The organism is Falsiroseomonas sp. E2-1-a4 (assembly GCF_051433165.1).
Classification (GTDB): domain Bacteria; phylum Pseudomonadota; class Alphaproteobacteria; order Acetobacterales; family Acetobacteraceae; genus Falsiroseomonas.
Genome location: NZ_JBHMFS010000018.1, coordinates 16,244 through 36,920 on the forward strand (window position 1 = coordinate 16,244; position 20,677 = coordinate 36,920).

Consider the following 20,677-nt stretch of genomic DNA (forward strand, 5'->3'; position numbering starts at 1 on the left):
GTGACAGACGGGCTATCCCGCCCGGTCGAAAATGCGCCGGGAGCGATCGCGCAGCCCCTGGATGGTGCGGTCCGCGCGAAGAACCATGCGCGTCTCCATCACCTCCACCTTCGCCACCGCCCCCGGCCAGCGTGAATCGGCCCAGGACAGCGCGTTATGCGCCCAATGATATTGGTGGCGCAGCACGAACAGGCCGAGCACCAGGAAGACAAGCCCCGGCAGGACCGGCAGCAGGCCTCCGATGGGCGCCAGGGCGATCAACGACCATCCGGCGCATTTGCGCCGGAGGGAGGGGCGATATTCCATCATGGTGTCGCAGATGGTCCTGCCGCGGCACCGCTGCAACGGTCCTGTCCCGGCACATGCCCCCCCTGCACCATGCGGTAGTCCTGGTTCCGCGGCAGGTCCAGCCGGCGGTCGCTGGCGACATACAGCCGCTCTACCGTCCCCTCCGGCCCCGGCGTGCCCACCTTCTCCCCGCGCCCGTTGTGAATGCCAAGGCGGGTGCCGGCGTAACGGCGATGCGGCACCTCCAGCACATGCAGGAAGCCGCGCCCGGCCAGCATGCGCTCCAGCTCCGCCCGCGCCAGGAAGCCCTCCGCGCCGAAGGACACCACCAGGGTGCGTGCGCGTAGATTCGTGACCAGGCGGGTGAAGGCGGGGCCGATGCCGGCGCGGGTATTGAAGGCGCTGCGGCGGGTGCGGCAATCCACGCGCTTCTGCGCCCTTCCATAGACCTCCGGCCGGTCCCACCGCACCAGCGTTTCCCAAAGATGGTAGTTCGACAGGTAGGCGTGCTGGTCATAGGGCGGGTCGAGATAGGCGACATCGCATTCGATGGCGCCGGCGAGCGAAACGGCATCCTCCGCCAGCGCCAGGCAGGGGCCGGCGGCAGGGCGGGGCAGCAATTCGGGCTGGCGCAACACCAGCGGCTTCAGGGCGCGCGGGGCGAGTTCCCGCATGAAGGACATCTGGTGGCCGGCGCAGCTATCGACCCGGTCCGCCGCCTGGATCAGCGCGGTGAGCAGAATGGCGCGCAGCTCCGGCGCCGGCTCAAGCCGCTCGATCGCCTCCCGCATCGCCTCCAGCCGCGCCGCATTCACCGGATGCAGGTAGCGCGCGGTCTCGGCATAGGTGGCGGTGAACCAACCCGGCGCGGGCGGCAGATGCGACAGGTCGTCCAGAACCTTGTCGGCCCGCGCGGCCCAATGCTCGGCATCGGCCTGGACCAGCCCGCAGGCAAGGGTCTGGGCGAAGGGCAGCTCATCATTCGCCAGCACGCGCCAGCCAGCCGCCTTCAGCGCATGGGCGACACGGGCGGAGCCGGAAAACAGATCCGCCACCACCGCCCGATCCCCGGCCGCGGCCCCCACCGCCCGCAGGATCTGCGGCAACAAACCCCGCTTCGACCCCAGATATTTTATCAGGCTACCGCTGCCCGGTGGCACGGCGGGCCGGCCACCCTGCAAGGTTGGCGCGGATCGTGCGCTTCCAGAACGCCGACCAAGGCGATCATCCCGCGCGAATGGCAAGCGCGCGGAAGCCGCACCCGTAGCGCCGACATTGCGCCTGCGGCACGATCGCGCGCCTAGATATGCAGCGCGCGCCCACTGACGGCCAGTGCCGCTTCCTTCACCGATTCATTCAGCGAGGGATGCGCGTGGCAGGTCCGCGCCACATCCTCCGAGCTCGCGCCGAATTCCATGGCGATGGCGATCTCGGCGATCAGCGTGCCGGCATCCGGGCCGATGATATGCGCGCCCAGCACGCGGTCCGTGGCCTTGTCCGCCAGGATCTTCACGAAGCCGTCCATGTCGCCCATGGCGCGGGCGCGGGCATTCGCCATGAAGGGGAATTTGCCGACATTGTACTCGGCGCCGCGGGCCTTCAACTGTTCCTCGGTCTCACCGATGCTGGCCACTTCCGGCCAAGTGTAGACCACGCCCGGAATGGCATTGTAGTTCACATGGCCATGCTGGCCGGCGAGGATTTCGGCCATGGCCACGCCCTCCTCCTCCGCCTTGTGCGCCAGCATCGGGCCGACGATGGCATCGCCGATGGCATAAAGGCCGGGGATGTTGGTGGCGTAGTGGGCATCCGTCACCACGCGGCCACGCTCATCCAGCGCCACGCCGATCTCCTTCAGGCCCAGCCCGCCGGTGAAGGCGCGGCGGCCGATGGCGACCAGCACGACATCGGCCTTCAGCGTCTCCGCCGCACCACCCGCCGCCGGCTCCAGCGTCAGCGTCACGCCGTCCTTGTCCTTCGTGGCACCCGTGACCTTGGTCTTGAGCTTCGTCTTGATGCCCTGCTTGCCCAGCACCCGTTCGAACAGCTTGCCCACCTCGGTATCCATGCCCGGCACCAGGCGGTCGAGGAATTCCACGACCGTCACCTCGGCGCCGAGGCGGCGCCACACGCTGCCCAGTTCCAGCCCGATATAGCCGCCGCCGATGACGACGAGGTGGCCTGGCACCTTCTCCAGCTCCAGCCCGCCGGTGGAGGTGACGATCTGCTTCTCATCCACCTCGACGCCCGGCAGCGGAATGCTCTCGCTGCCCGTGGCGATGACGATGTGCTTTGCGGCGTAGGTGGTGCCGGCGACCGCCACCTGGCCCGGCGCGGGGATGGTCGCCTCCCCCTGCAGCCAGGTCACCTTGTTCTTCTTGAACAGGAACTCGATGCCCTTGGTGTTGGCGGACACCACCTCACCCTTGCGCGCCTGCATCCGCGCCAGGTCGATCTTCACGCCTTCGACCATCACGCCGTGATCGGCCAGCTTGTGCTTGGTTTCCTCGTAATGCTCGGAGGAATGCAGCAGCGCCTTGGAGGGGATGCAGCCGACATTCAGGCAGGTGCCGCCCAGCGTCGCCCGCTTCTCCACACAGGCGACCTTCATGCCGAGCTGCGCCGCGCGGATGGCGCAGACATAGCCGCCGGGGCCGGCACCGATGACGATGAGGTCGAAGCTCTCGGACATGAAGAATGATCCTGCGAATGCTGGGCGGACCATAGCCCGCACCGCCCGGGGTGCAAGCCGCCACAGGATCGCAAGCGCGATCAAGCCGGCTTCGGGCAGGATCGCGGCGCTGAAGGAACCGTCGATGGCCACGAAAAGTCTCACGCGGCAGGATTACGGAGGGCGCATGGCGCGGACCATCGCGCATCTCGGCCGACCCGGCACGCAATACGGGGCTGGAGGAGCTGGCGCCTTCAGCCCCTTCCGGCTGTACCGAGACTGGCTGCCGCAGAGCGGGGCCGAACCCGCGGACCAGTAGGTGGCCGCCCGGTTGGTGGGCAGCCTATCGCAGCAGCGCCCCACCCAGCAGGCCAAGTCCAAACACCCCGGCCGCCATGGAGGTCATGCCCCACCAGCGTTCCGGCGTGAAACCGCCGGCGAAAGCGAAGACGGCGCCGAGCAGATAGGCGCCGGCGCCCTGCGCCACGTCGACCCGCACCATCACCACCAGCGGCCCGATGGTGGCCAGCAGCCCGGCCAGTGTGCCAAGGCCACGCCAGATACGGTCCGTGCGCGGGTCCGGCCGCAGCAGTGGTTCACCGCGGGCGCGATACTCCAGCGCCGCGCACAGGGCGAGGAAGCCGAAGGCGAGGAACAGCATGGCCGATCCTCGCCATCCGGCCTCAGAGGTCCAGCATCAGCCGGCGCGGATCCTCGATGCTTTCCTTCACGCGCACCAGGAAGCTGACGGCTTCCTTACCGTCGACGATGCGGTGGTCGTAGCTCAGCGCGGTGTACATCATCGGCCGGATTTCCACCTTGCCGCCAACCGCCATCGGGCGTTCCTGGATCTTGTGCATGCCCAGGATGCCGGATTGCGGCGGGTTCAGGATCGGCGTGGACATCAGCGAGCCGTAGATGCCGCCATTGGTGATGGTGAAGCTGCCGCCGGTCAGGTCTTCCAGCTTCAGCGCCCCGTCACGCGCCTTGCGGCCAAGGCCACCGATGGCCTTCTCGATCTCGGCAAAACCCATCTGGTCGGCATCCCGCACCACGGGCACCACCAGGCCGGAGGGGCCGCCGACGGCGATGCCCATATGAACGGCGTGCTTGTAGACAATCTCGTCACCGTCGATCTCGGCGTTCACCGCCGGGAATTCCTTCAGCGCCGCGACGCAGGCCTTCACGAAGAAGGACATGAAGCCGAGCTTCACGCCGTGCTTCTTCTCGAAGGCGTCCTTGTACTCGGTCCGCAGGGCCATCGCCGCGCCCATATCCACCTCGTTGAAGGTGGTCAGCATCGCGGCGGTGTTCTGGGCTTCCTTCAGGCGGCGCGCGATGGTCAGGCGCAGCCGGGTCATCTTCACCCGCTCCTCACCCACTTCCGGGGCGCGCGGCGCCTTCGCGGCGGGTGCTGCGGCTGGCGCTGCGGCGGGCTTGGCGAGGAAGGCGAGCACATCGCCCTTGGTCACGCGGCCATCCTTGCCCGTGCCGGCACCGAGCTGCGCCTGGGTCACGCCCGCATCGGCCATCGCCTTGGTCGCGGCCGGGCCGTTGTCGGTGCTCGGCGCGGGGCGTGACACCGGGCCGGGCGCCGGCGGCGGCGCCTCGGCCTTCGGCTGGGCCGGCGCGGCGGCGGCCGGCTTGGGGGCGGCGCCGGGCTTGGCGGTCGCGCCCTCGGCGATCACGCCGATCACGGCACCGGCCTCGACCTCCGCGCCCTCGTCGGCGCTGATGCTCTCGATCACGCCGGCAACGGCGGCATTGACCTCCACCGTGACCTTGTCGGTCTCCAGCTCCACCAGCGGCTCATCCATCGCCACCGCTTCGCCGGCCTTCTTCAGCCATCGCGCCACGGTGGCGGAGGAGACGCTTTCCCCGAGCGGGGGCACCACGATATCGGTCATCTGTCCTGCCTTCTGCCTGGGGGGACGCTCACGAAAGGCCGAGCGCCTCACGCACCAGGGTTTCCTGCTGCTGCTGGTGAACCTTGGCGAGTCCCGTCGCCGGGCTGGCCGCCTCGGCGCGGCCCACGTAGATCGGGCGCTTCGCCTTCATCTCGATGTCGCGCAGCACGCCTTCGATCTTGCGGTCGATGTAGGTCCAGGCGCCCATATTCTCGGGCTCCTCCTGGCACCACACCACCTCCGCATTGCGATAGGGCGCGAGCACCTTGGACAGCGTCGTCCGGGCGAAGGGGTAGAGCTGCTCGACGCGGATGATCGCCACGTCCTTCACGCCCTTCTCCCGCCGCTCCGCCAGCAAATCGTAATAGACCTTGCCGGTGCAGAGCACGACCCGCTTCACCTGATCCTCCGCCACCAGGGCGTCGGTTTCCGGGATGATGTACTGGAAGGCGCTGCCCGGGCCGAAATCAGCCAGCGGGGAGACCGCCAGCTTGTGGCGCAGCAGCGACTTCGGTGTCATCAGCACCAGCGGCTTGCGGTAGTTCGCCTTCAACTGGCGGCGCAGCGCGTGGTAGTAATTGGCCGGTGTGGTCAGGTTGCCGACGCGCATGTTGCGCTCCGCGCAGAGTTGCAGCCAGCGCTCCAGCCGGGCGGAGGAATGCTCCGGCCCCTGGCCTTCGTAGCCATGCGGCAGCAGCATCACCAGGCCGGACATGCGCAGCCACTTGGTCTCGGCACTCGCGATGAACTGGTCGATGATGACCTGCGCGCCATTGGCGAAGTCACCGAACTGCGCTTCCCACAGCACCAGGGTGCGCGGGTCCGCCAGGGTGTAGCCGTACTCAAAGCCGAGCACGCCCATTTCGGACAGCAGGCTGTTGAAGGCCTCGAACTTCGGCTGGCCGGCGCGGATGTTGTTCAGCGGGACGTATTCGGCCTGGGTCTTCTGGTCCACCAGATGGGCGTGGCGCTGGCTGAAGGTGCCGCGCTGCACATCCTCGCCGGACAGGCGCACACGGTGGCCCTCCAACAGCAGGGTTCCGAAGGCCAGTGCCTCGCCGGTCGACCAGTCGATGCCTTCGCCGGTCTCGATCGCCGTCTTCTTGGCTTCGAGCTGGCGCAGGATCTTCGGGTTGGCGCCGAAATCGGCCGGTACGCGGGCCAGCGCGGCGCCGACCTCGCGCAGTTCATCCAGGCCGACCGCGGTCTCGTGCAGCCGCTCGACATCCTCACCCACCGTCACGGCCTTCAGGCCTGACCAGTGGCCTTCCAGCCAATCCGCCTTGTTCGGCTTGAAGCTGGTGGCGGCCTGGAAGGCTTCCTCCATCTGGGCATTGAAGGCATCCAGCACCGCCTTGGATTCCTCGGCCGGCACGCTGCCCTCCTTCGCCAGCTTCTCGGCGTAGAGGGTGCGGGTCGTCTTCATCTCGCGGATGCGGCCGTACATGATCGGCTGCGTGAACGCCGGCTCGTCCGTCTCATTGTGGCCGTGGCGGCGGTAGCAGACGATGTCGAGCACGAAATCCGCGCCGAACTCCATGCGGAACTCGGCCGCCATGCGGGCGCAGAACACCACCGCTTCCGCGTCGTCGCCATTCACATGCAGGATCGGCACCTGGATGCTCTTCGCCACGTCCGTGCAATACAGGCCGGAATAGGCATGCGCCGGGACGGTGGTGAAGCCGATCTGGTTGTTGGTGACGATGTGGATGGTGCCGCCGGTGCGGTAGCCGATGAGCTGGCTCATCGCCAGCGTCTCATACACCAGGCCCTGGCCGGCGAAGGCCGCATCGCCATGCAGCAGGATGCCGAGGACGGAGCGCCGCCCCTTGGTGTCGCCCGCCATGTCCTGGCGCGCCCGCACCTTGCCCACCACCACCGGGTCCACCGCTTCGAGATGCGAGGGGTTCGGCTGGAGCGAGAGGTGCACCATGCGCCCGGCCACCTCGATATCGGTGGAGGTGCCGAGGTGGTACTTCACGTCGCCGGAGCCCTGCACATCCTCGGGCGTCGCGGCATTGCCCTTGAACTCGCTGAACACGGCGGAGAAGGGCTTCTTCACCACATTCACCAGCACGTTCAGCCGGCCGCGATGGGCCATGCCGATCGAGATCTCGTTCACGCCCTGGCTGGCCGTGACCTCGATGACGGATTGGATGGCCGGTATGGTGGATTCACCGCCCTCCAGCCCGAAGCGCTTGGTGGTGGCGTATTTCTTGGCGCAGAAGGCCTCGAAGCCCTCGGCCTCGGTCAGCTGCTGCAAAATCTGGCGCTTGGCGGCGCCGTCGAAGGCCTTGACCCAGGGCGCACCCTCGATCCGGCGCTGGATCCAGGATTTCTGCTCCGGGTCCTGGATATGCATGAACTCGGTGCCGATGGAGCCGCAATAGCTGGCGCGGCAGATCTGCAGGATCTCGCGCAGCGTCGCGTTTTCCTTGCCCAGGACGAAGTCCAGGAAGATCGGCCGGTCCATATCGGCATCGGTGAAGCCGTAGGTCTTGGGGTCCAGCTCCGGATGCGGCTTCAGCACCTGCAGGCCCAGCGGGTCCAGCTGCGCTTCCAGATGCCCGCGCACGCGGTAGCTGCGGATCAGCATCAGGGCGCGGATGGAATCCAGCACCGCCCGCTGCGCTGCGGCCTTGTCCACGGTGTTCGCAGCCGGCGCGGCGGCGGCGGGCGCCCCCTTGCCCTTCGGGGCCGCGGCCGGCGGCTCCGGATCCGGGCCGAAGGCGCCGCGCAGGCGGGGCGCCCAGCTGGCGCCGACCGCATCGGTCAGTACCGAACGAGCTTCGTCGTTCAGCGCCCCGAACAGCTCGGCGAAGGAGGGATCGACGCTGTCCGGCTTCTCCGCCCATCGGGCATAGAGGTCGGCGAGGTAGGCGGCATTCGCGCCCGACATCGCACTCGCGAGGACATCCACTCCGGCCATTTCCGTCTCCGTTGCGCCTGCCTCAATCCCCGGGCGGCGCGCCGCACATAGATAGGGCACCAGGCCCGTCAACGTCAGGCCCTGAACCGGGACCCTGACGCGACCCTGGTGACCGTTACATTACTTCTTGAGCGCCTTCACCATGGTGGAACCCAGGGCGGAGGGGCTGTCGGCGACATGGATGCCGGCCTTCGCCATTGCTTCCATCTTCGCCGCCGCCGTGTCGTTGCCGCCCGAGATCACCGCACCGGCATGGCCCATGCGGCGGCCCGGAGGGGCGGTGGCGCCGGCAATGAAGCCGACCACCGGCTTGTTCGGCTTGCCCGGTCCGAAATTATGCTCGGCCAGGTATTCGGCACCGATCACCTCGGACTGGCCGCCGATCTCGCCGATCATGATGATGGACTGCGTCTCGTCATCGGCCAGGAACAGCTTCAGGACATCGATGAAATCCATGCCCTTCACCGGGTCGCCGCCGATGCCGACGCAGGAGGACTGGCCGAGGCCGGCCGCCGTGGTCTGCGCCACCGCCTCATAGGTCAGGGTGCCGGAGCGGGAGACGATGCCGACGGAGCCGCGGCGATGGATATGCCCCGGCATGATGCCGATCTTGCAGGCATCCGGCGTGATGACGCCTGGGCAGTTCGGCCCGACCAGCAGCGACTTGGAGCCATCCAGCGCGCGCTTCACCTTCACCATGTCGAGCACCGGAATGCCCTCCGTGATGCAGATGATCAGCGGCATCTCGGCGTCGATCGCTTCCAGGATCGCGTCCGCGGCGAAGGGCGCGGGGACGTAGATGACGGTGGCGTTCGCCCCGGTCGCGTCCCGGCATTCCACCACGGTGTTGAACACCGGCAGGTTCAGCTCGGGGTGCATCGTGCCGCCCTTGCCGGGGGTCGTGCCACCGACATAGGTGCTGCCATAGGCAATGCCCTGGCTGGCATGGAAGGTGCCCTGGGCCCCGGTGAAGCCCTGGGTCATGACGCGGGTGTTGGCGTCGATCAGAACGGCCATGGTTCAGGCGCCCTTTACAGCAGCGACGACCTTCTGGGCGGCGTCGGCAAGGTTGTCGGCCGCGATGATCGCCAGCCCGGACTCCGCGAGAATCTTCTTGCCGAGGTCCACATTCGTGCCCTCGAGCCGCACCACCAGCGGCACGCTGAGCGACAGGTTCTTGGACGCCTCGACAATGCCGTTGGCGATCATGTCGCACTTGGCGATGCCGCCGAAGATGTTGACCAGGATCGCCTTGACGTTGACGTCGGAGGTGATGATCCGGAACGCCTCCGTCACGCGCGCCGCATTCGCGGTGCCGCCGACGTCGAGGAAGTTCGCCGGGCTGCTGCCGTACAGCTTGATGATGTCCATCGTGGCCATGGCCAGGCCGGCGCCATTCACCATGCAGCCGATCTCGCCATCGAGCGCCACATAGTTCAGGTCGTTCTTGATGGCATCCAGTTCCTTCGGATCCATCTCGCTGTCATCGCGCAGCGCTTCCAGATCCTTGTGGCGGAACAGCGCGCTCTCGTCGAAGGACACCTTGGCGTCCAGCGCCACGATGTCGCCCTTGCCGGTCACGACCAGCGGGTTGATCTCGACGATGGCGCAGTCGAGTTCGAGGAAGGCGCCGTACAGCGCCAGCACGAACTTCTGGAACGCCGCGACCTGCTTGCCTTCCAGGCCCAGCCCGAAGGCGAGCTTGCGCGCGTGGTAGGGAAAGATGCCGGCGGCCGGGTCGATCGCGACCTTCAGGATCTTCTCGGGGTGGTCATGTGCCACCTCCTCGATCTCCATGCCGCCCTCGGTCGAGGCCATCACGGTGACGCGGCTGGTTTCGCGGTCGATCAGCAGGCCGAGATACAGCTCCCGCTTGATGTCGCAGCCATCTTCCACGAAGACGCGGGAGACCAGCTTGCCCTGCTCGCCGGTCTGCTTGGTAACCAGGACATTGCCGAGCATCGCCTCGGCCGCTTCGCGGACCGCCTCGATCGACTTGACGACGCGGACGCCGCCCTTGCCGTTCGGGTCGTTGGTGAAGCGGCCGGCGCCGCGGCCGCCGGCGTGGATCTGCGACTTCACGACATAGACGGGGCCGGGCAGCTTCTTGGCCGCTTCCACGGCCTCATCCGCCGTCCAGGCCACATGGCCCTCCAGCACCGCCACGCCGTAGCGGCGCAGCAATTCCTTCGCCTGGTATTCGTGGATGTTCATCCGATGTCTCCGGCCAGCAAGGCGCCAAAAAAGCCGGTGGCCCGACGCCTCTAAGGCATCGGGCCACCGGCGGGCAATCTCAGACGCCGAGCGCCTTGAAGTCTGCGACCAGCTTCTTCACCGCGTCGCAGGATTTGTCGAAGGCGGCCTTCTCCTCGGCCGTGAACTGCACTTCCATGATGCGCTCGACGCCGCCGGCACCGATCACCACGGGCACGCCCACATAGAACTGGTCCTGGCCGTATTCGCCATTCAGCATCACGGCGCAGGGCAGCACGCGCTTCTTGTCCAGCAGGTAGCTCTCGGCCATCGCGATGGCGGAAGCGGCCGGCGCGTAGAAGGCGGAGCCCTTCTCCAGCAGCTTGACGATCTCGCCGCCGCCATTGGCGGTGCGGGCCACGATCGCGTCGATCTTTTCCTGCGTCGTCCAGCCCATCTTGATCAGGTCGGGCACCGGCACGCCGGCGACGGTGGAGTAGCGGGTCAGCGGCACCATGGTATCGCCATGGCCGCCCAGCACGAAGGCGGTGACGTCCTCGACCGACACACCGAATTCCTGGGCCAGGAACAGGCGGATGCGGCTGCTGTCCAGCACGCCGGCCATGCCCACCACCTTCTCCGGTGGCAGGCCGGAGCGCTGCTGCAGCACCCAGACCATGACATCGAGCGGGTTGGTGATGCAGATGACGAAGGCGTTCGGGGCATACTGCTTGATGCCCTCGGCCACCTGGCCGATCACGCCGGCATTCTTGGTCAGCAGATCGTCGCGGCTCATGCCCGGCATGCGCGGGAAGCCGGCGGTGACGATGACGACATCCGCACCCTCGATGGCGGAATAGTCGCCGGTGCCGGACATGGCGCTGTCGAAGCCGTCCACCGGGCCGGACTGCATGATGTCCAGCGCCTTGCCGGCGGCAACGCCCGGGAAGACGTCGAACAGCACGACGTCACCGAGCTCCTTCAGGCCGATCAGGTGGGCGAGCGTGCCGCCGATGTTGCCGGCGCCGATGAGCGCGATCTTCTTGCGGGACATGCAGCGGTCCTTGCCTTGTGGTGCTTCGCAGGGATTTCAAGGCTGCGCCGTGCGGCGCGCCCTGCGGGGCTTCCTACTCCCGCCCTGCAGGCCGGGCAAGGCGGCGCTGCGTGTCATGCGTGCGGACCGCGCCAGTTGCGGCCCGCCGTGGTTTCAGACGGTCAGAGCGGCATGCAGCGGACGATATCGTCGTGTCCGCGCGCGAGGGTGGCGAAGGTGCCCACCGGGCAGTCCCGCTGCGTCATGGTCATCGCCGGCAGTCCGGCCTGCCAGCCGGCAATGCCGCTGCCGCGGGAAATGGTGGCCGCCGACGCCCCGCGTACCACGACGCTGCTGCGCTGCGTGCGGACATCGCCGCGGCGGACCGGCGCCTGGCGGGTAACGGCCTGGGTCCGGGCCGGGCGGGCGGCCGTGCGGCTGGTGGGCCGGGCCGCGGTGCGGGTGACCGTCCGCGGCGCGGCGCGTGTCACGGTGCGGGTGGCAGCCGCGCGGGCCGTGGTGCGGGCGGGTGTCCGCGTCGCGGCGGCCCGGGTCGTGGTGCGCGGCGTGGCGCGGGTGGAGGCGCGGGTGGCGGGGCTGGCTGCGGTGTTCGTTCTGCTCACCGCCGTTCCGCCGCGTTCGTCCCGTCTGGCGGCATCGGCCGCCTGCGGGGCCAAGACAAGTACAGTCAGCAGGGCGAGCAGGATCGTCCGCATGCGAGAATAGTCCCCCAATCAACACCACCCCGGCGTAATGACCGGTGGCAGCCCCCCGAGCCAAGAAATGGCCCAATGCGCGTTACTAGACTGAGGCGCCCGTAGCCTGTCAACGCGCATTTCAGGATGTTACGTGAGGTGCGCGAGCCCAAGCCAATCCTGGCTTTGCATCTCATTCAGCCGGCTCGCCGTCCTGGCAAACATGGCAGCATTATGACCTTCTTCGTGCAGGCGGTCCGGCACCGCCTGGGCGCTGGCCAACAACTTCACCCGATGCTCATAAAGCGCATCGACCAGTGTGATGAAGCGCCGGGCGCGATCGAAGTTCTCCGGATTGAGACGCGGCACGCCGTCCAGGACCATCGTATGGAAATGGGTTGCTAACGCGAGATAATCGGCCGGACCCAGCGGCTGGCCGCATAGCGACTCGAAATCGAACCGCGCAACGCCCCGCGCCGCCTGCGGGACGGCCAGGCTGCGGCCGAGCAAGGTCAGCCGGGTGGGCTTGCCATATTTTTCGCCGGTCAGTTCCTCGAAGGCCGCATCCAGCGCCCGCGTCGCCCGCTCATCGGCCGGGACATGCCAGGTGGGCAGGGCGCGGACCCGGTCGAGGCGATAGTCCCGCGCGGCCTCCAGCGTCAGCACCTCCAGCCGGCGGGAGATCAGGCCGATGAAGGGCAGGAAGGCATCGCGCCCGGGGCGGCCCTTGAACAGATCGGCCGGCGCCGTGTTGCTGGTCGCCACCACCACAGTGCCGCGGGCGAACAGCGCCTGGAACAGCCGGCCGAGAATCATCGCATCGGCGATGTCATGCACCTGGAACTCGTCGAAGCACAGCAGGGCTGCTTCCGCCGTGATGGCATCCGCCAGCGGCGGAATGGGGTCCGCCGTGTCGCCATGCTGCTTCTTCCAGGCATGGATGCGCCGGTGCACATCCTGCATGAACTGGTGGAAGTGGATGCGCCGCTTGCGGGTGACCTCCGCCGTCTCAAAGAACAGATCCATCAGCATGGATTTGCCTCGACCCACCTCACCCACCAGGTACAGGCCCATCGGCGTGCCGGCGGGCGCTTCCTCCGCGGCGACTGGCTTGCGGCGGGTGAAGCGGGCGAAGAAGCCGCCCTTTTCAGGCTCCTCCGGATGCGGGTCGTAGCCCTTGGTGCGGCGCCAGAGGTCCTGCAGCACCTCCACCGCCCTGGCCTGGGCCGGGTCGGCGGCCAAAGCGCCTTCGGCGATGCGGGCGCGGTAGGTCGGCAGCGGACCCCCGCCTGGACCTCCGCCGGCGGGATGCGGCCGATCGTTCATCGCCGCGCGATACCGCGATACTCCCTTCGCGGCAACGGCGGGTTCGGCGATTGACGCGCCACGGCGCGGCCCGCAGCCTTCGCCGCATGACCACCCCCGCCGCCGCCGCGCTGCTCTACGCCCCCGATGGCTACGATACCTCCCGCCCTCGGCTGATGGGGCGGCATGCGGCGGGGGAGGGTTTTCTCAGGGCGCTGATCCAGCATGCGGATTTCGACCGGCTGGTGGCGCTGACCCGCACGGCCGAGGATGCGGCGGCCTTCCGCGCGCAATGCCAGGCCCTCGGCGCGACGATGCCGCTGGAGGCGGTGCCGGAGACGGAGTTGCATCGCCTGGCAGAGACCGGCTGCCTGATGCTGCCGGGGCCGGAGCTGTCCCACCACGCCTGGCGGCGCCGGCGGATCGGCGCGGCGCGGGGCTTTTCCCTCGTCGGCCTGACCCACACCATCGCCTCCGCCACCGCCATGGACAGCCTGGCAGATTTGCTGGTGGCGCCGGTGCAGCCCTGGGATGCGGTGATCTGCACCTCCGCCGCCGTGCGCGGCGCCGTGCAGCGGCTGTGGCAGGCGGAAGGCGAATACTTGGCGCGTCGCCTTGGCGCCACGCGGCTGGAGGGGCCGGCGCTGCCGGTGATCCCGCTCGGCGTCGATGCGCCGGCGCTGGCGCGTGATCCGGCGGCACGCGCGGCCTGGCGGCAGAAGCTGGGCGCTGCGGCCGGGGATGTGGTGGTGCTGCATCACGGAAGGCTGTCCTTCCATGCCAAGGCGCATCCGCTGCCGATGTTCCTGGCGCTGGGGCGCGCCGCCGTGGTCGCGCCGCCCGGGGTCGCGGTGCATCTGGTACTGTCCGGCTGGTTCGCGGATGAGGTCCAGCGCAACGCCTTCAAGGCACTGGCCGCCGCGCTGTGCCCGAACCTGGCAGTGCATCACGTGGATGGCCGCCTGCCAGAGGTGCGGCGGGCCATCTGGTCGGCAGCCGATGTCTTCACCCTGCTATCCGACAATATCCAGGAAAGCTTCGGCCTGGCCCCGGTGGAGGCGCAGGCCGCCGGCCTGCCGGTGGTCGCCACGGATTGGGACGGGCTGCGGGATACGGTGGCGCATGGCGTCACCGGCTTCCGCATCCCCTCCCTGATGGCCGGGCCGATGGAGGATCTCGCGGCGCGGCATGAGGATGGGCAGGACAGCTACGACCACTACATCGCCGGCGCCGCGCAATTCACCGCGGTGGATCTCGGCGCGGCGGAGGCTGCCTTCGCGGCGCTGATCGGCGATGCCGGGCTACGCGCCCGCATGGCCGCCGCGGCCCGGGACCGCGCGCGGGCAACCTATGACTGGTCGGTGGTGATCGGCCAGTACCGGGCGCTGTGGGCGGAACTGGCGGCGCTGCGCGGCGCGGGGCGTGGCGAGCGGGCCGCCCTGCTGCGCGGCGCGCACCCGGTGCCGCGCCGGCCGGACCCGAGCCGTCTGTTCGCCGATTTCCCCACGCAGCGCCTGGCGCCGGAGACGCGGCTGGCCCTGGCGCCCGGCCTGCCGGATGCGGCGGCCGCCCTGGCGCGGCTGCGGGCGATCGCCGCCATCCCCGGCGGGGCGCCGCGGCTGGACCTGCTGCCGGGGGCGGAGGTGTTCGGGCTGATGTTGTCGGGGCTGGAAGCCGGACCGGCCCAGGCCGGCACGCTGGTATCGGCGCTGCCGCCGCCCCAGGCCGGGCGGTGCTTTCGCGCACTGGCCTGGCTTGTGAAGGTGGATGTGCTGCGGCTGGCGTGACCCCGGGTCACCCCCGCCGCCGGAACCGCTCCACCGCCGCCACCAGCGCCGTCCGCACCCCCGGCTCCAGCGCCGAATGCCCGGCATCCGGAATCACCGTCAGCCGCGCCGGCGCCCAGGCGGCGGCCAGGTCGAAGGCGCTGTCGCAGGGGCAGACCATGTCGTAGCGGCCCTGCACGATCTCGGCCGGGATGTGGGCGATGCGGTCCATGTTCCCCAGTAGCCCCTCGGGCGGCAGGAACAGGTCGTGGCGGAAATAATGCGCCTCGATCCGCGCCAGCCCCAGCGCGCTCCGGTCCTGCGCGAAACTCGCCACCGTCTCCGGGCTCGGCATCAGGGTGGAGCATGAGCCTTCATACAGGCTCCAGGCCCGCGCCGCCGGGCTGTGCACCAGCGGGTCCGGGTCGCAGAGCCGCTTGAGGTAGGCGGTCAGCAGGTCGCCGCGCTCCTCCGGCGCGACATGCTCGGCGAAGGCCGCCCAGGCATCGGGGAAGACGCGGCGCAGGCCGTAGAGGAACCACTCCACCTCCGCCGCCCGGCCGAGGAAGACGCCGCGCAGCACGCAGCCCGAGACACGATCGGGGTGCGCCTGGGCATAGGCGAGCGCCAGCGTGCTGCCCCAGGACCCGCCGAACAGCAGCCATTTCTCGATGCCGAGGAAGCGGCGCAGCGCCTCGATATCCGCCACCAGATGCGGGGTGGTATTCTCCCGCAGGTCGCCCAGCGGGCGGGACCGGCCGGCGCCGCGCTGGTCGAAGATCACCACGCGCCAATGATTCGGGTCGAAGAAGCGGCGATGGATCGCCCCGGCGCCGGCGCCCGGCCCGCCATGCAGGAACAGCGCCGGCTGGCCGCGGGGGTTGCCCACCTGTTCCCAATACATGACGTGCCCGGCCGATAGCGGCAGAAGGCCGGTCTCGAAGGGGGCGATATCGGGATAGAGGTCGCCGCGGGGCATGCCAGCCCTTTAAGGGGCGGGGCCACCCCGAGTCCAGACAGCTTGTTACGCAGCCTGATGCGGATTCCCACAAAGTGACCCTTCGCCCCGGGCCGGATCGTGCCTAGTTTGTGCAGATGGCCGAGACCCCCTCGGCCGGCTCCCGTTCCGCCACCGCCGGCGCCCTGCGCTGCGGGGTGTGTGGAACCGAGAGCCGGCACCCCGCTTTCCGCCCGGCACCGCCCGAACAGGCCCCGGACCTCGATCTTCGCCCAGGCGAGCCGGTGCGCTCCACCATGGCGCGCTGGCTGCAGCAATGCCCTGGCTGCGGCTATGCCGCGCCCGACATCACCCGCGCCCATCCGGCGGCGGCGGAGGCGGTGCGCGCCGCGCCCTTCCGCGCCCTGCTGGCGGAATCCGGCACGCCGCCCCTGGCGCGGCGCTTCCTGGCCTGGGCCCTGGTGCTGGAGGAGACGGGCGCGCTGCATGCCTCCGCCGAGGCCACGCTTCATGCCGCCTGGGTGGCGGATGATCTTGGCCGGCCGGAATTCGCCCGCGCCTGGCGGCTGGATGCCGTGGCGCTGTGGCGCAGCGGGCCGCAACTGGATTCCGAACAGACGGTGCGGGTGATCGATGCGCTGCGCCGGGCGGAGGCCTGGGGCGATGCCAGCGCGACCGCCGAGGCGCTGGCCCTGACCGATCCGCCGGAGGCAGTGGCGCAGGTGGTGGCACTGGAACGGCGGTTGATCCAGGCGCAGGATTCCGGGCGGCATACCGTGGCCTCCGCCCTGCCGCCGCCGTCCCGCCGCCCGCACGTAACGCATCAGCGGATCGAGAAGCGGGGCGAGGGGCTCTGGGTGCGGCTGCGCCGCTGGCTGGGCTGGGGCTGACAGCCCCTTCGCCAGCACCGGCGCACGCGCTTGGCACTTGCCGCATCCCGTCTGCGCGCATAAAGCTATAGTATAACATTCCAAGGATCGGCGTCACCATGCTCCGGCGCACCCTTCTTTCCCTGCCGGCCCTTCTGCTGGTGGCCCCGACGCGGGCGCAGGCCCAGGCGCAGGCCACCTCGCCGCTCGTCGTGGCCTCCTTCTCCATCCTCGGCGACATGGTGGCGGAGATCGCCGGTGATGCGGTGCAGTTGCGCACGCTCGCTGGCCCGAATGTGGACGCGCACAGCTTCGCGCCCCGGCCATCGGACGCGCAGGCGCTGCGCGGCGCGGCGCTGGTGGTCCGCAACGGGCTGGGCTTCGATAGCTGGATGGATCGCATGATCCGCGCCGCCGGCTATCGCGGCCCCGTCGCCACCGCGACCCAGGGCATCACCCCGCTGCAGATGGATGGGCACGGCCATGGCCACCGGCAGGGCGATGCGCGCCAGGTGCCGGATCCCCACGCCTGGCAGGATCTGCGCTTCGGCATCCAGTATGCGCGCAACATCGCCACCGCCCTTACCGCCGCCCTGCCCGCCCAGGCGGCGCCGATCGAAGGCCGCGCCGCCGCCTATATCGCGCGGCTGGAGGCGCTGGATGCCTGGGTCCGCGCCGAGATCGCCGCGGTGCCGGAAGCGCGCCGCAAGGTGGTGACCAGCCACGACGCCTTCGGCTATTTCGGCGCCGCCTATGGCATCACCTTCCTGGCGCCGCAGGGCGTCTCGACCGAGGCCGAGCCGAGCGCCGCCGAGGTCGCCCGGCTGATCCGCCAGATCCGCGCCGAATCCATCACCGCCGTCTTCATGGAGAACATGGGCAACCCCTCCACCCTGGAACGCCTGGCGCGGGAGGCGGGCGTCGCCGTGCAGGGCAGGCTCTACGCCGATGCCCTGTCCGAGGCCGCCGGCCCAGCCGCGAGCTATGAGGCGATGTTCCGCCACAATGTCGGCGTGCTGGTGCCGGCGATGCGCGGCCAGGCGAGCTGAGAAACCACCGGCCATGCACCTGGCCGACTTCCCCGCCACCGCGGCCGCCGCCCGCCTGCTGCAACCGGCACTCGCCGCCCGCGTGGTGCCGCGGGACGATCTCGGGCCGGTCCGGGTGGTGGCCGGGGCGGATGCCAGCACGCTGCGCTTCGACCCGACGCGCACGGTCCACGCCGCCATGGTCGCGCTGGATGCGGCAAGCCTCGCCCCGCTGGGGGAGTGCGGCGCCACGCATCGCGGCGGCCTGCCCTATGTGCCGGGCCTGCTCGGCTTCCGGGAAGTGCCGCCATTGGCAGATGCGTTCCGCGCCCTGCCCCGGCGGCCGGACCTGGTGCTGGTGGATGGGCACGGCCTGGCGCATCCGCGCGGCCTGGGCGTCGCCTGCCTGCTGGGTGTGACGCTGGATGTGCCGACCATCGGCGTGGCGAAATCCATCCTGGTCGGCACGGTGGAGGGCGACCTGCCCGATGTAGCGGGCGCGCAGGCGCCGCTGGTCTGGCAGGGGCGCATCATCGGCATGGCGTTGCGAACCCGGCGCGGCGCCAACCCGGTCTATGTCTCCCCTGGCCACCGCGTATCCCTGGCCACGGCGCTGGCCTGGGTGGTCGCACTCGGCCGCGGGCGGCGTCTGCCGGAGCCGACGCGGCTGGCGCATGCGGCGGCGACGCGGGTGCGGCTGGGCCACGACCCGGGCTGACGGATTGGCTTCAGGAAACCGGGCGCAGCGCCTGCCAGATTCGCTGCGGCGTCATCGGCAATTCCACATGCACGCCATCCAGCGCATCTGCCACCGCATTGGCAAGCGCCGCCGGGGCGCCATTGGTCGGCAGCTCCCCGACGCCCTTGATGCCGAGGCTGTTGTTGGGCGAGGGCACCGGCAGCACCGCATGCCGGAAGTCGGGCAGATCCGCCGCGCGGGGCATGGCGTAGTCCATCAGCGTCGCGGCCAGCATCTGGCCCTCCGCGTCGTACAGCGCATCCTCCGACAGCGCCTGGCCGATGCCGGCCGCCCAGCCGCCCTGCAACTGGCCCGCCAGCAGCACCGGGTTCACCACGGTGCCGGCATCGATGGCCGCCGCGAAACGGTCCAGCAGCACCTGCCCCGTTTCCGGGTCCAGCTCCACCTCGCAGATCGCGATGCCGGCGGGCCAGGTCTCCACCGTCTCGGCGAAATCCGCCTGGCCGTGCAGCCCGCCCTGGCGCGCGGCGACGGCGGCCAGCGTCACGCGGCGATCGGTGCCGGTGATCTCATAGGCGCCGTTGTGCCAGGCGACATCGATGGGCGCGGCCTCCAGCATCTCCGCCGCCAGGGGCAGGCCGCTTTCAATGGCGGCCTCGGCGGCGCGGGCCAAAGTGGTGCCGGAGATGATGGTGGAGGAGGACCCGCCGGTGCCGCCGCCGCGCGGAATGCGGTCGCTGTCGCCCTGGATGATCTCGATCTGCGTGGCCGGCACGCCGAAGGCGGCGGCGAGAAGCTGGGCATAGGCCGTCGCATGGCCCTGCCCCTGGCTCTGCGTGCCGGTGCGCGCGGTGATGGTGCCATCCGCCCGCACCTCCACCATCGAGGTCTCGTCGCCCCAGCCGCCGGAGCCGTGCAGGTGGCAGGCGACGCCGCGCCCACGCCGCAGCCCGCGCGCGGCGGAGGCTGCGCGCCGCGCCGCGAAGCCGGGCGCATCGCCCAGTTCCAGCACCGCATCCAGCAGCGCCGCCGGGTCGCCGCTGTCGTAGCGGTAGCCGAGCGCCGTGCGGTACGGGTAGGCATCGCGGGGCAGCAGGTTCAACCGGCGCAGCGCGACGGGATCGCGCCCGGACTCCCGCGCCGCCACATCCACCAGACGCTCCAGCAGCAGCAGCGCCTCCGGCTTGCCGGCGCCGCGCACTGCGTCCACCGGGGCGGTGTTGCTGAAGGCGCAGCGCAGCGCGATGTGCATGGCGGGAATGTCGTAAAGCCCGCCGATCACCTTCGCCATGCCGGCGGTCGGAATGGTGGGATTCACGGTGGAGACGAAGGCGCCGAAATTCGCCACACCCTCCACGCGCACCGCCAGGAAGCGGCCTTCGGCGTCCAAAGCGAGCGAGGCCTCCGCCACCAGGTCCCGCGCATGTGTGTCCGCCAGGTGATGCTCGCTGCGGTCCTGCACCCAGCGCACGTCGCGCTGCAATTCCCAGGCGGCGAAGCAGGCCAGCGCCTGTTCGGGATAGGGCGGGAGCTTGGGGCCGAAGCCGCCGCCGACATCCGGCGTCATCACCCGCAGCCTGTCGCGCGGCCACTTCAGGATGTGGTCGCACAGGATGCGATGCAGCAGGTGCACGCCCTGGGATGGCGTGGTCAGCGTGACCCGCCCGTCCCGCCACTGCGCCAGCGCCGCGCGGGTTTCCAGGTAGCCCGCCAGGATGCGCGGGGACCGGTAGGTCACGCGGGCGATCTGCGCCGCGCCTTCGAAGGCCACCGCCACCGCCGCCGCATCGCCCTTCTGCCACAGGCAGCAAAGGTTCCCCGGCGCCTCCGCATGCAGCAGCGGGGCGCCGGGGGCCAGCGCATCATCGCCGCGCACCACGGCGGGCAGCGGGTCGTAGTCCACCACCACCGCCTCCGCCCCATCGCGCGCCGCATGCGCCGTCTCCGCCACCACCATGGCGACGATCTCTCCCACATGGCGCACGCGATCCGCGGCGATGGGCAGGCGTGGCGGTTCGATATGGCGGGCGCCGGCGGTATCGCGGATTTCGGTCACCGCCGGGTTGTGGCCGAGGCCGGCCACCTCCGCCGCCGTGAACACCGCCACCACGCCCGGCAGCGCCCGCGCGGCGGCGGCATCCACGCCGAGGATGCGCGCATGCGCGTGTGGCGAGCGAAGAAACACGGCGTGCAGCGCGCCGGGTGCGGCGACATCCGTGGTGAAGCGCCCGCCGCCGGTCAGCAGGCGCGGGTCCTCCAGCCGGCGCAATGGTTGGCCGAGGCCGGGAAGAACGTCGAATGCCATGCGGGCAGCCTATGGCGCGGCTCCGGCGCC

At 69.9% G+C, this 20,677-nt stretch carries 18 protein-coding genes; 5 read left to right on the top strand and 13 right to left on the bottom strand.

All coding sequences use genetic code 11. The features are described 5' to 3' along the window. Nucleotides 1-12 precede the first annotated feature (12 nt). The 3 genes from ACFHNC_RS18515 to lpdA form a co-directional block, all read right to left on the bottom strand. A complete protein-coding gene (locus ACFHNC_RS18515) occupies nt 13-309 on the bottom strand; it encodes a hypothetical protein (RefSeq protein WP_437170720.1) in 297 nt (98 codons plus the stop codon). After that, a complete protein-coding gene (locus ACFHNC_RS18520) occupies nt 306-1,448 on the bottom strand; it encodes a DNA adenine methylase (protein WP_437170797.1) in 1,143 nt (380 codons plus the stop codon). The genes ACFHNC_RS18515 and ACFHNC_RS18520 overlap by 4 nt, the downstream gene beginning before the upstream one ends. Nucleotides 1,449-1,588: 140 nt before the next feature. Next, nucleotides 1,589-3,013, bottom strand: coding sequence for a dihydrolipoyl dehydrogenase (gene lpdA / locus ACFHNC_RS18525; protein WP_437170798.1), 1,425 nt, complete (start codon nt 3,011-3,013; stop codon nt 1,589-1,591). A gap of 91 nt (nt 3,014-3,104) precedes the next feature. Between lpdA and ACFHNC_RS18530 the strand changes: the two genes are divergently transcribed. Beyond that, nucleotides 3,105-3,278, top strand: coding sequence for a hypothetical protein (locus tag ACFHNC_RS18530; RefSeq protein WP_437170721.1), 174 nt, complete (start codon nt 3,105-3,107; stop codon nt 3,276-3,278). 24 nt (nt 3,279-3,302) lie between these two features. Here the strand turns inward: ACFHNC_RS18530 and ACFHNC_RS18535 are convergent, their stop codons facing one another. The 8 genes from ACFHNC_RS18535 to zapE form a co-directional block, all read right to left on the bottom strand. Continuing rightward, the gene (locus ACFHNC_RS18535) at nt 3,303-3,620 is read right to left on the bottom strand and encodes a hypothetical protein (RefSeq protein ID WP_437170722.1); all 318 of its coding nucleotides are present in this window, start codon (nt 3,618-3,620) and stop codon (nt 3,303-3,305) included. A 22-nt stretch (nt 3,621-3,642) separates the two neighbouring features. After that, nucleotides 3,643-4,866 (bottom strand): 2-oxoglutarate dehydrogenase complex dihydrolipoyllysine-residue succinyltransferase, encoded by a 1,224-nt coding sequence (gene odhB / locus ACFHNC_RS18540; protein ID WP_437170723.1) that lies wholly within the window; start codon nt 4,864-4,866, stop codon nt 3,643-3,645. Nucleotides 4,867-4,894: 28 nt separating this feature from the next. Beyond that, nucleotides 4,895-7,795: a 2-oxoglutarate dehydrogenase E1 component gene (locus tag ACFHNC_RS18545; protein WP_437170724.1), complete on the bottom strand. Its 2,901-nt coding sequence runs from the start codon at nt 7,793-7,795 to the stop codon at nt 4,895-4,897. A gap of 120 nt (nt 7,796-7,915) precedes the next feature. Beyond that, nucleotides 7,916-8,812: a succinate--CoA ligase subunit alpha gene (gene sucD, locus ACFHNC_RS18550; protein WP_437170725.1), complete on the bottom strand. Its 897-nt coding sequence runs from the start codon at nt 8,810-8,812 to the stop codon at nt 7,916-7,918. Between the two features lie 3 nt (nt 8,813-8,815). Continuing rightward, the gene (gene sucC / locus ACFHNC_RS18555) at nt 8,816-10,009 is read right to left on the bottom strand and encodes an ADP-forming succinate--CoA ligase subunit beta (protein WP_437170726.1); all 1,194 of its coding nucleotides are present in this window, start codon (nt 10,007-10,009) and stop codon (nt 8,816-8,818) included. A gap of 79 nt (nt 10,010-10,088) precedes the next feature. Then, nucleotides 10,089-11,042 carry a malate dehydrogenase gene (gene mdh, locus ACFHNC_RS18560; protein ID WP_437170727.1) on the bottom strand — a complete coding sequence of 318 codons (954 nt, stop codon included), beginning with the start codon at nt 11,040-11,042 and terminating at the stop codon, nt 10,089-10,091. Between the two features lie 161 nt (nt 11,043-11,203). Next, nucleotides 11,204-11,737 carry a hypothetical protein gene (locus ACFHNC_RS18565; protein ID WP_437170728.1) on the bottom strand — a complete coding sequence of 178 codons (534 nt, stop codon included), beginning with the start codon at nt 11,735-11,737 and terminating at the stop codon, nt 11,204-11,206. A 129-nt stretch (nt 11,738-11,866) separates the two neighbouring features. Then, nucleotides 11,867-13,042, bottom strand: coding sequence for a cell division protein ZapE (gene zapE / locus ACFHNC_RS18570; RefSeq protein WP_437170729.1), 1,176 nt, complete (start codon nt 13,040-13,042; stop codon nt 11,867-11,869). Nucleotides 13,043-13,128: 86 nt separating this feature from the next. Here zapE and ACFHNC_RS18575 point away from each other — a divergent pair, with 86 nt between their 5' ends. Next, entirely contained in the window at nt 13,129-14,808 is a 1,680-nt protein-coding gene (locus ACFHNC_RS18575; RefSeq protein ID WP_437170730.1) for a glycosyltransferase family 4 protein, read from the top strand. Between the two features lie 7 nt (nt 14,809-14,815). Here ACFHNC_RS18575 and pip read toward each other — a convergent pair whose 3' ends face one another. Continuing rightward, nucleotides 14,816-15,766: a prolyl aminopeptidase gene (pip, locus tag ACFHNC_RS18580; RefSeq protein WP_437170731.1), complete on the bottom strand. Its 951-nt coding sequence runs from the start codon at nt 15,764-15,766 to the stop codon at nt 14,816-14,818. 116 nt (nt 15,767-15,882) lie between these two features. Between pip and ACFHNC_RS18585 the strand changes: the two genes are divergently transcribed. The 3 genes from ACFHNC_RS18585 (at nt 15,883) to ACFHNC_RS18595 (ending at nt 18,360) form a co-directional block, all read left to right on the top strand. Then, nucleotides 15,883-16,635, top strand: coding sequence for a hypothetical protein (locus tag ACFHNC_RS18585; RefSeq protein ID WP_437170732.1), 753 nt, complete (start codon nt 15,883-15,885; stop codon nt 16,633-16,635). A 98-nt stretch (nt 16,636-16,733) separates the two neighbouring features. After that, nucleotides 16,734-17,663, top strand: coding sequence for a metal ABC transporter solute-binding protein, Zn/Mn family (locus ACFHNC_RS18590; protein WP_437170733.1), 930 nt, complete (start codon nt 16,734-16,736; stop codon nt 17,661-17,663). Nucleotides 17,664-17,676: 13 nt separating this feature from the next. Beyond that, the gene (locus ACFHNC_RS18595) at nt 17,677-18,360 is read left to right on the top strand and encodes an endonuclease V (protein WP_437170734.1); all 684 of its coding nucleotides are present in this window, start codon (nt 17,677-17,679) and stop codon (nt 18,358-18,360) included. Nucleotides 18,361-18,370: 10 nt separating this feature from the next. Here the strand turns inward: ACFHNC_RS18595 and ACFHNC_RS18600 are convergent, their stop codons facing one another. Further along, entirely contained in the window at nt 18,371-20,647 is a 2,277-nt protein-coding gene (locus tag ACFHNC_RS18600) for a xanthine dehydrogenase family protein molybdopterin-binding subunit (RefSeq protein WP_437170735.1), read from the bottom strand. Nucleotides 20,648-20,677 lie beyond the last annotated feature (30 nt).

Excerpts from the sequence above, each read along its gene's own strand:
- ACFHNC_RS18515 (WP_437170720.1), bottom strand. The coding sequence starts at position 309 with ATGATGGAATATCGCCCCTCCCTCCGGCGCAAATGCGCCGGATGGTCG.
- lpdA (WP_437170798.1), bottom strand. The coding sequence starts at position 3,013 with ATGGTCCGCCCAGCATTCGCAGGATCATTCTTCATGTCCGAGAGCTTC.
- ACFHNC_RS18530 (WP_437170721.1), top strand. The coding sequence starts at position 3,105 with ATGGCCACGAAAAGTCTCACGCGGCAGGATTACGGAGGGCGCATGGCG.
- ACFHNC_RS18535 (WP_437170722.1), bottom strand. The coding sequence starts at position 3,620 with ATGCTGTTCCTCGCCTTCGGCTTCCTCGCCCTGTGCGCGGCGCTGGAG.
- odhB (WP_437170723.1), bottom strand. The coding sequence starts at position 4,866 with ATGACCGATATCGTGGTGCCCCCGCTCGGGGAAAGCGTCTCCTCCGCC.
- ACFHNC_RS18545 (WP_437170724.1), bottom strand. The coding sequence starts at position 7,795 with ATGGCCGGAGTGGATGTCCTCGCGAGTGCGATGTCGGGCGCGAATGCC.
- sucD (WP_437170725.1), bottom strand. The coding sequence starts at position 8,812 with ATGGCCGTTCTGATCGACGCCAACACCCGCGTCATGACCCAGGGCTTC.
- sucC (WP_437170726.1), bottom strand. The coding sequence starts at position 10,009 with ATGAACATCCACGAATACCAGGCGAAGGAATTGCTGCGCCGCTACGGC.
- mdh (WP_437170727.1), bottom strand. The coding sequence starts at position 11,042 with ATGTCCCGCAAGAAGATCGCGCTCATCGGCGCCGGCAACATCGGCGGC.
- ACFHNC_RS18565 (WP_437170728.1), bottom strand. The coding sequence starts at position 11,737 with ATGCGGACGATCCTGCTCGCCCTGCTGACTGTACTTGTCTTGGCCCCG.
- zapE (WP_437170729.1), bottom strand. The coding sequence starts at position 13,042 with ATGAACGATCGGCCGCATCCCGCCGGCGGAGGTCCAGGCGGGGGTCCG.
- ACFHNC_RS18575 (WP_437170730.1), top strand. The coding sequence starts at position 13,129 with ATGACCACCCCCGCCGCCGCCGCGCTGCTCTACGCCCCCGATGGCTAC.
- pip (WP_437170731.1), bottom strand. The coding sequence starts at position 15,766 with ATGCCCCGCGGCGACCTCTATCCCGATATCGCCCCCTTCGAGACCGGC.
- ACFHNC_RS18585 (WP_437170732.1), top strand. The coding sequence starts at position 15,883 with ATGGCCGAGACCCCCTCGGCCGGCTCCCGTTCCGCCACCGCCGGCGCC.
- ACFHNC_RS18590 (WP_437170733.1), top strand. The coding sequence starts at position 16,734 with ATGCTCCGGCGCACCCTTCTTTCCCTGCCGGCCCTTCTGCTGGTGGCC.
- ACFHNC_RS18595 (WP_437170734.1), top strand. The coding sequence starts at position 17,677 with ATGCACCTGGCCGACTTCCCCGCCACCGCGGCCGCCGCCCGCCTGCTG.
- ACFHNC_RS18600 (WP_437170735.1), bottom strand. The coding sequence starts at position 20,647 with ATGGCATTCGACGTTCTTCCCGGCCTCGGCCAACCATTGCGCCGGCTG.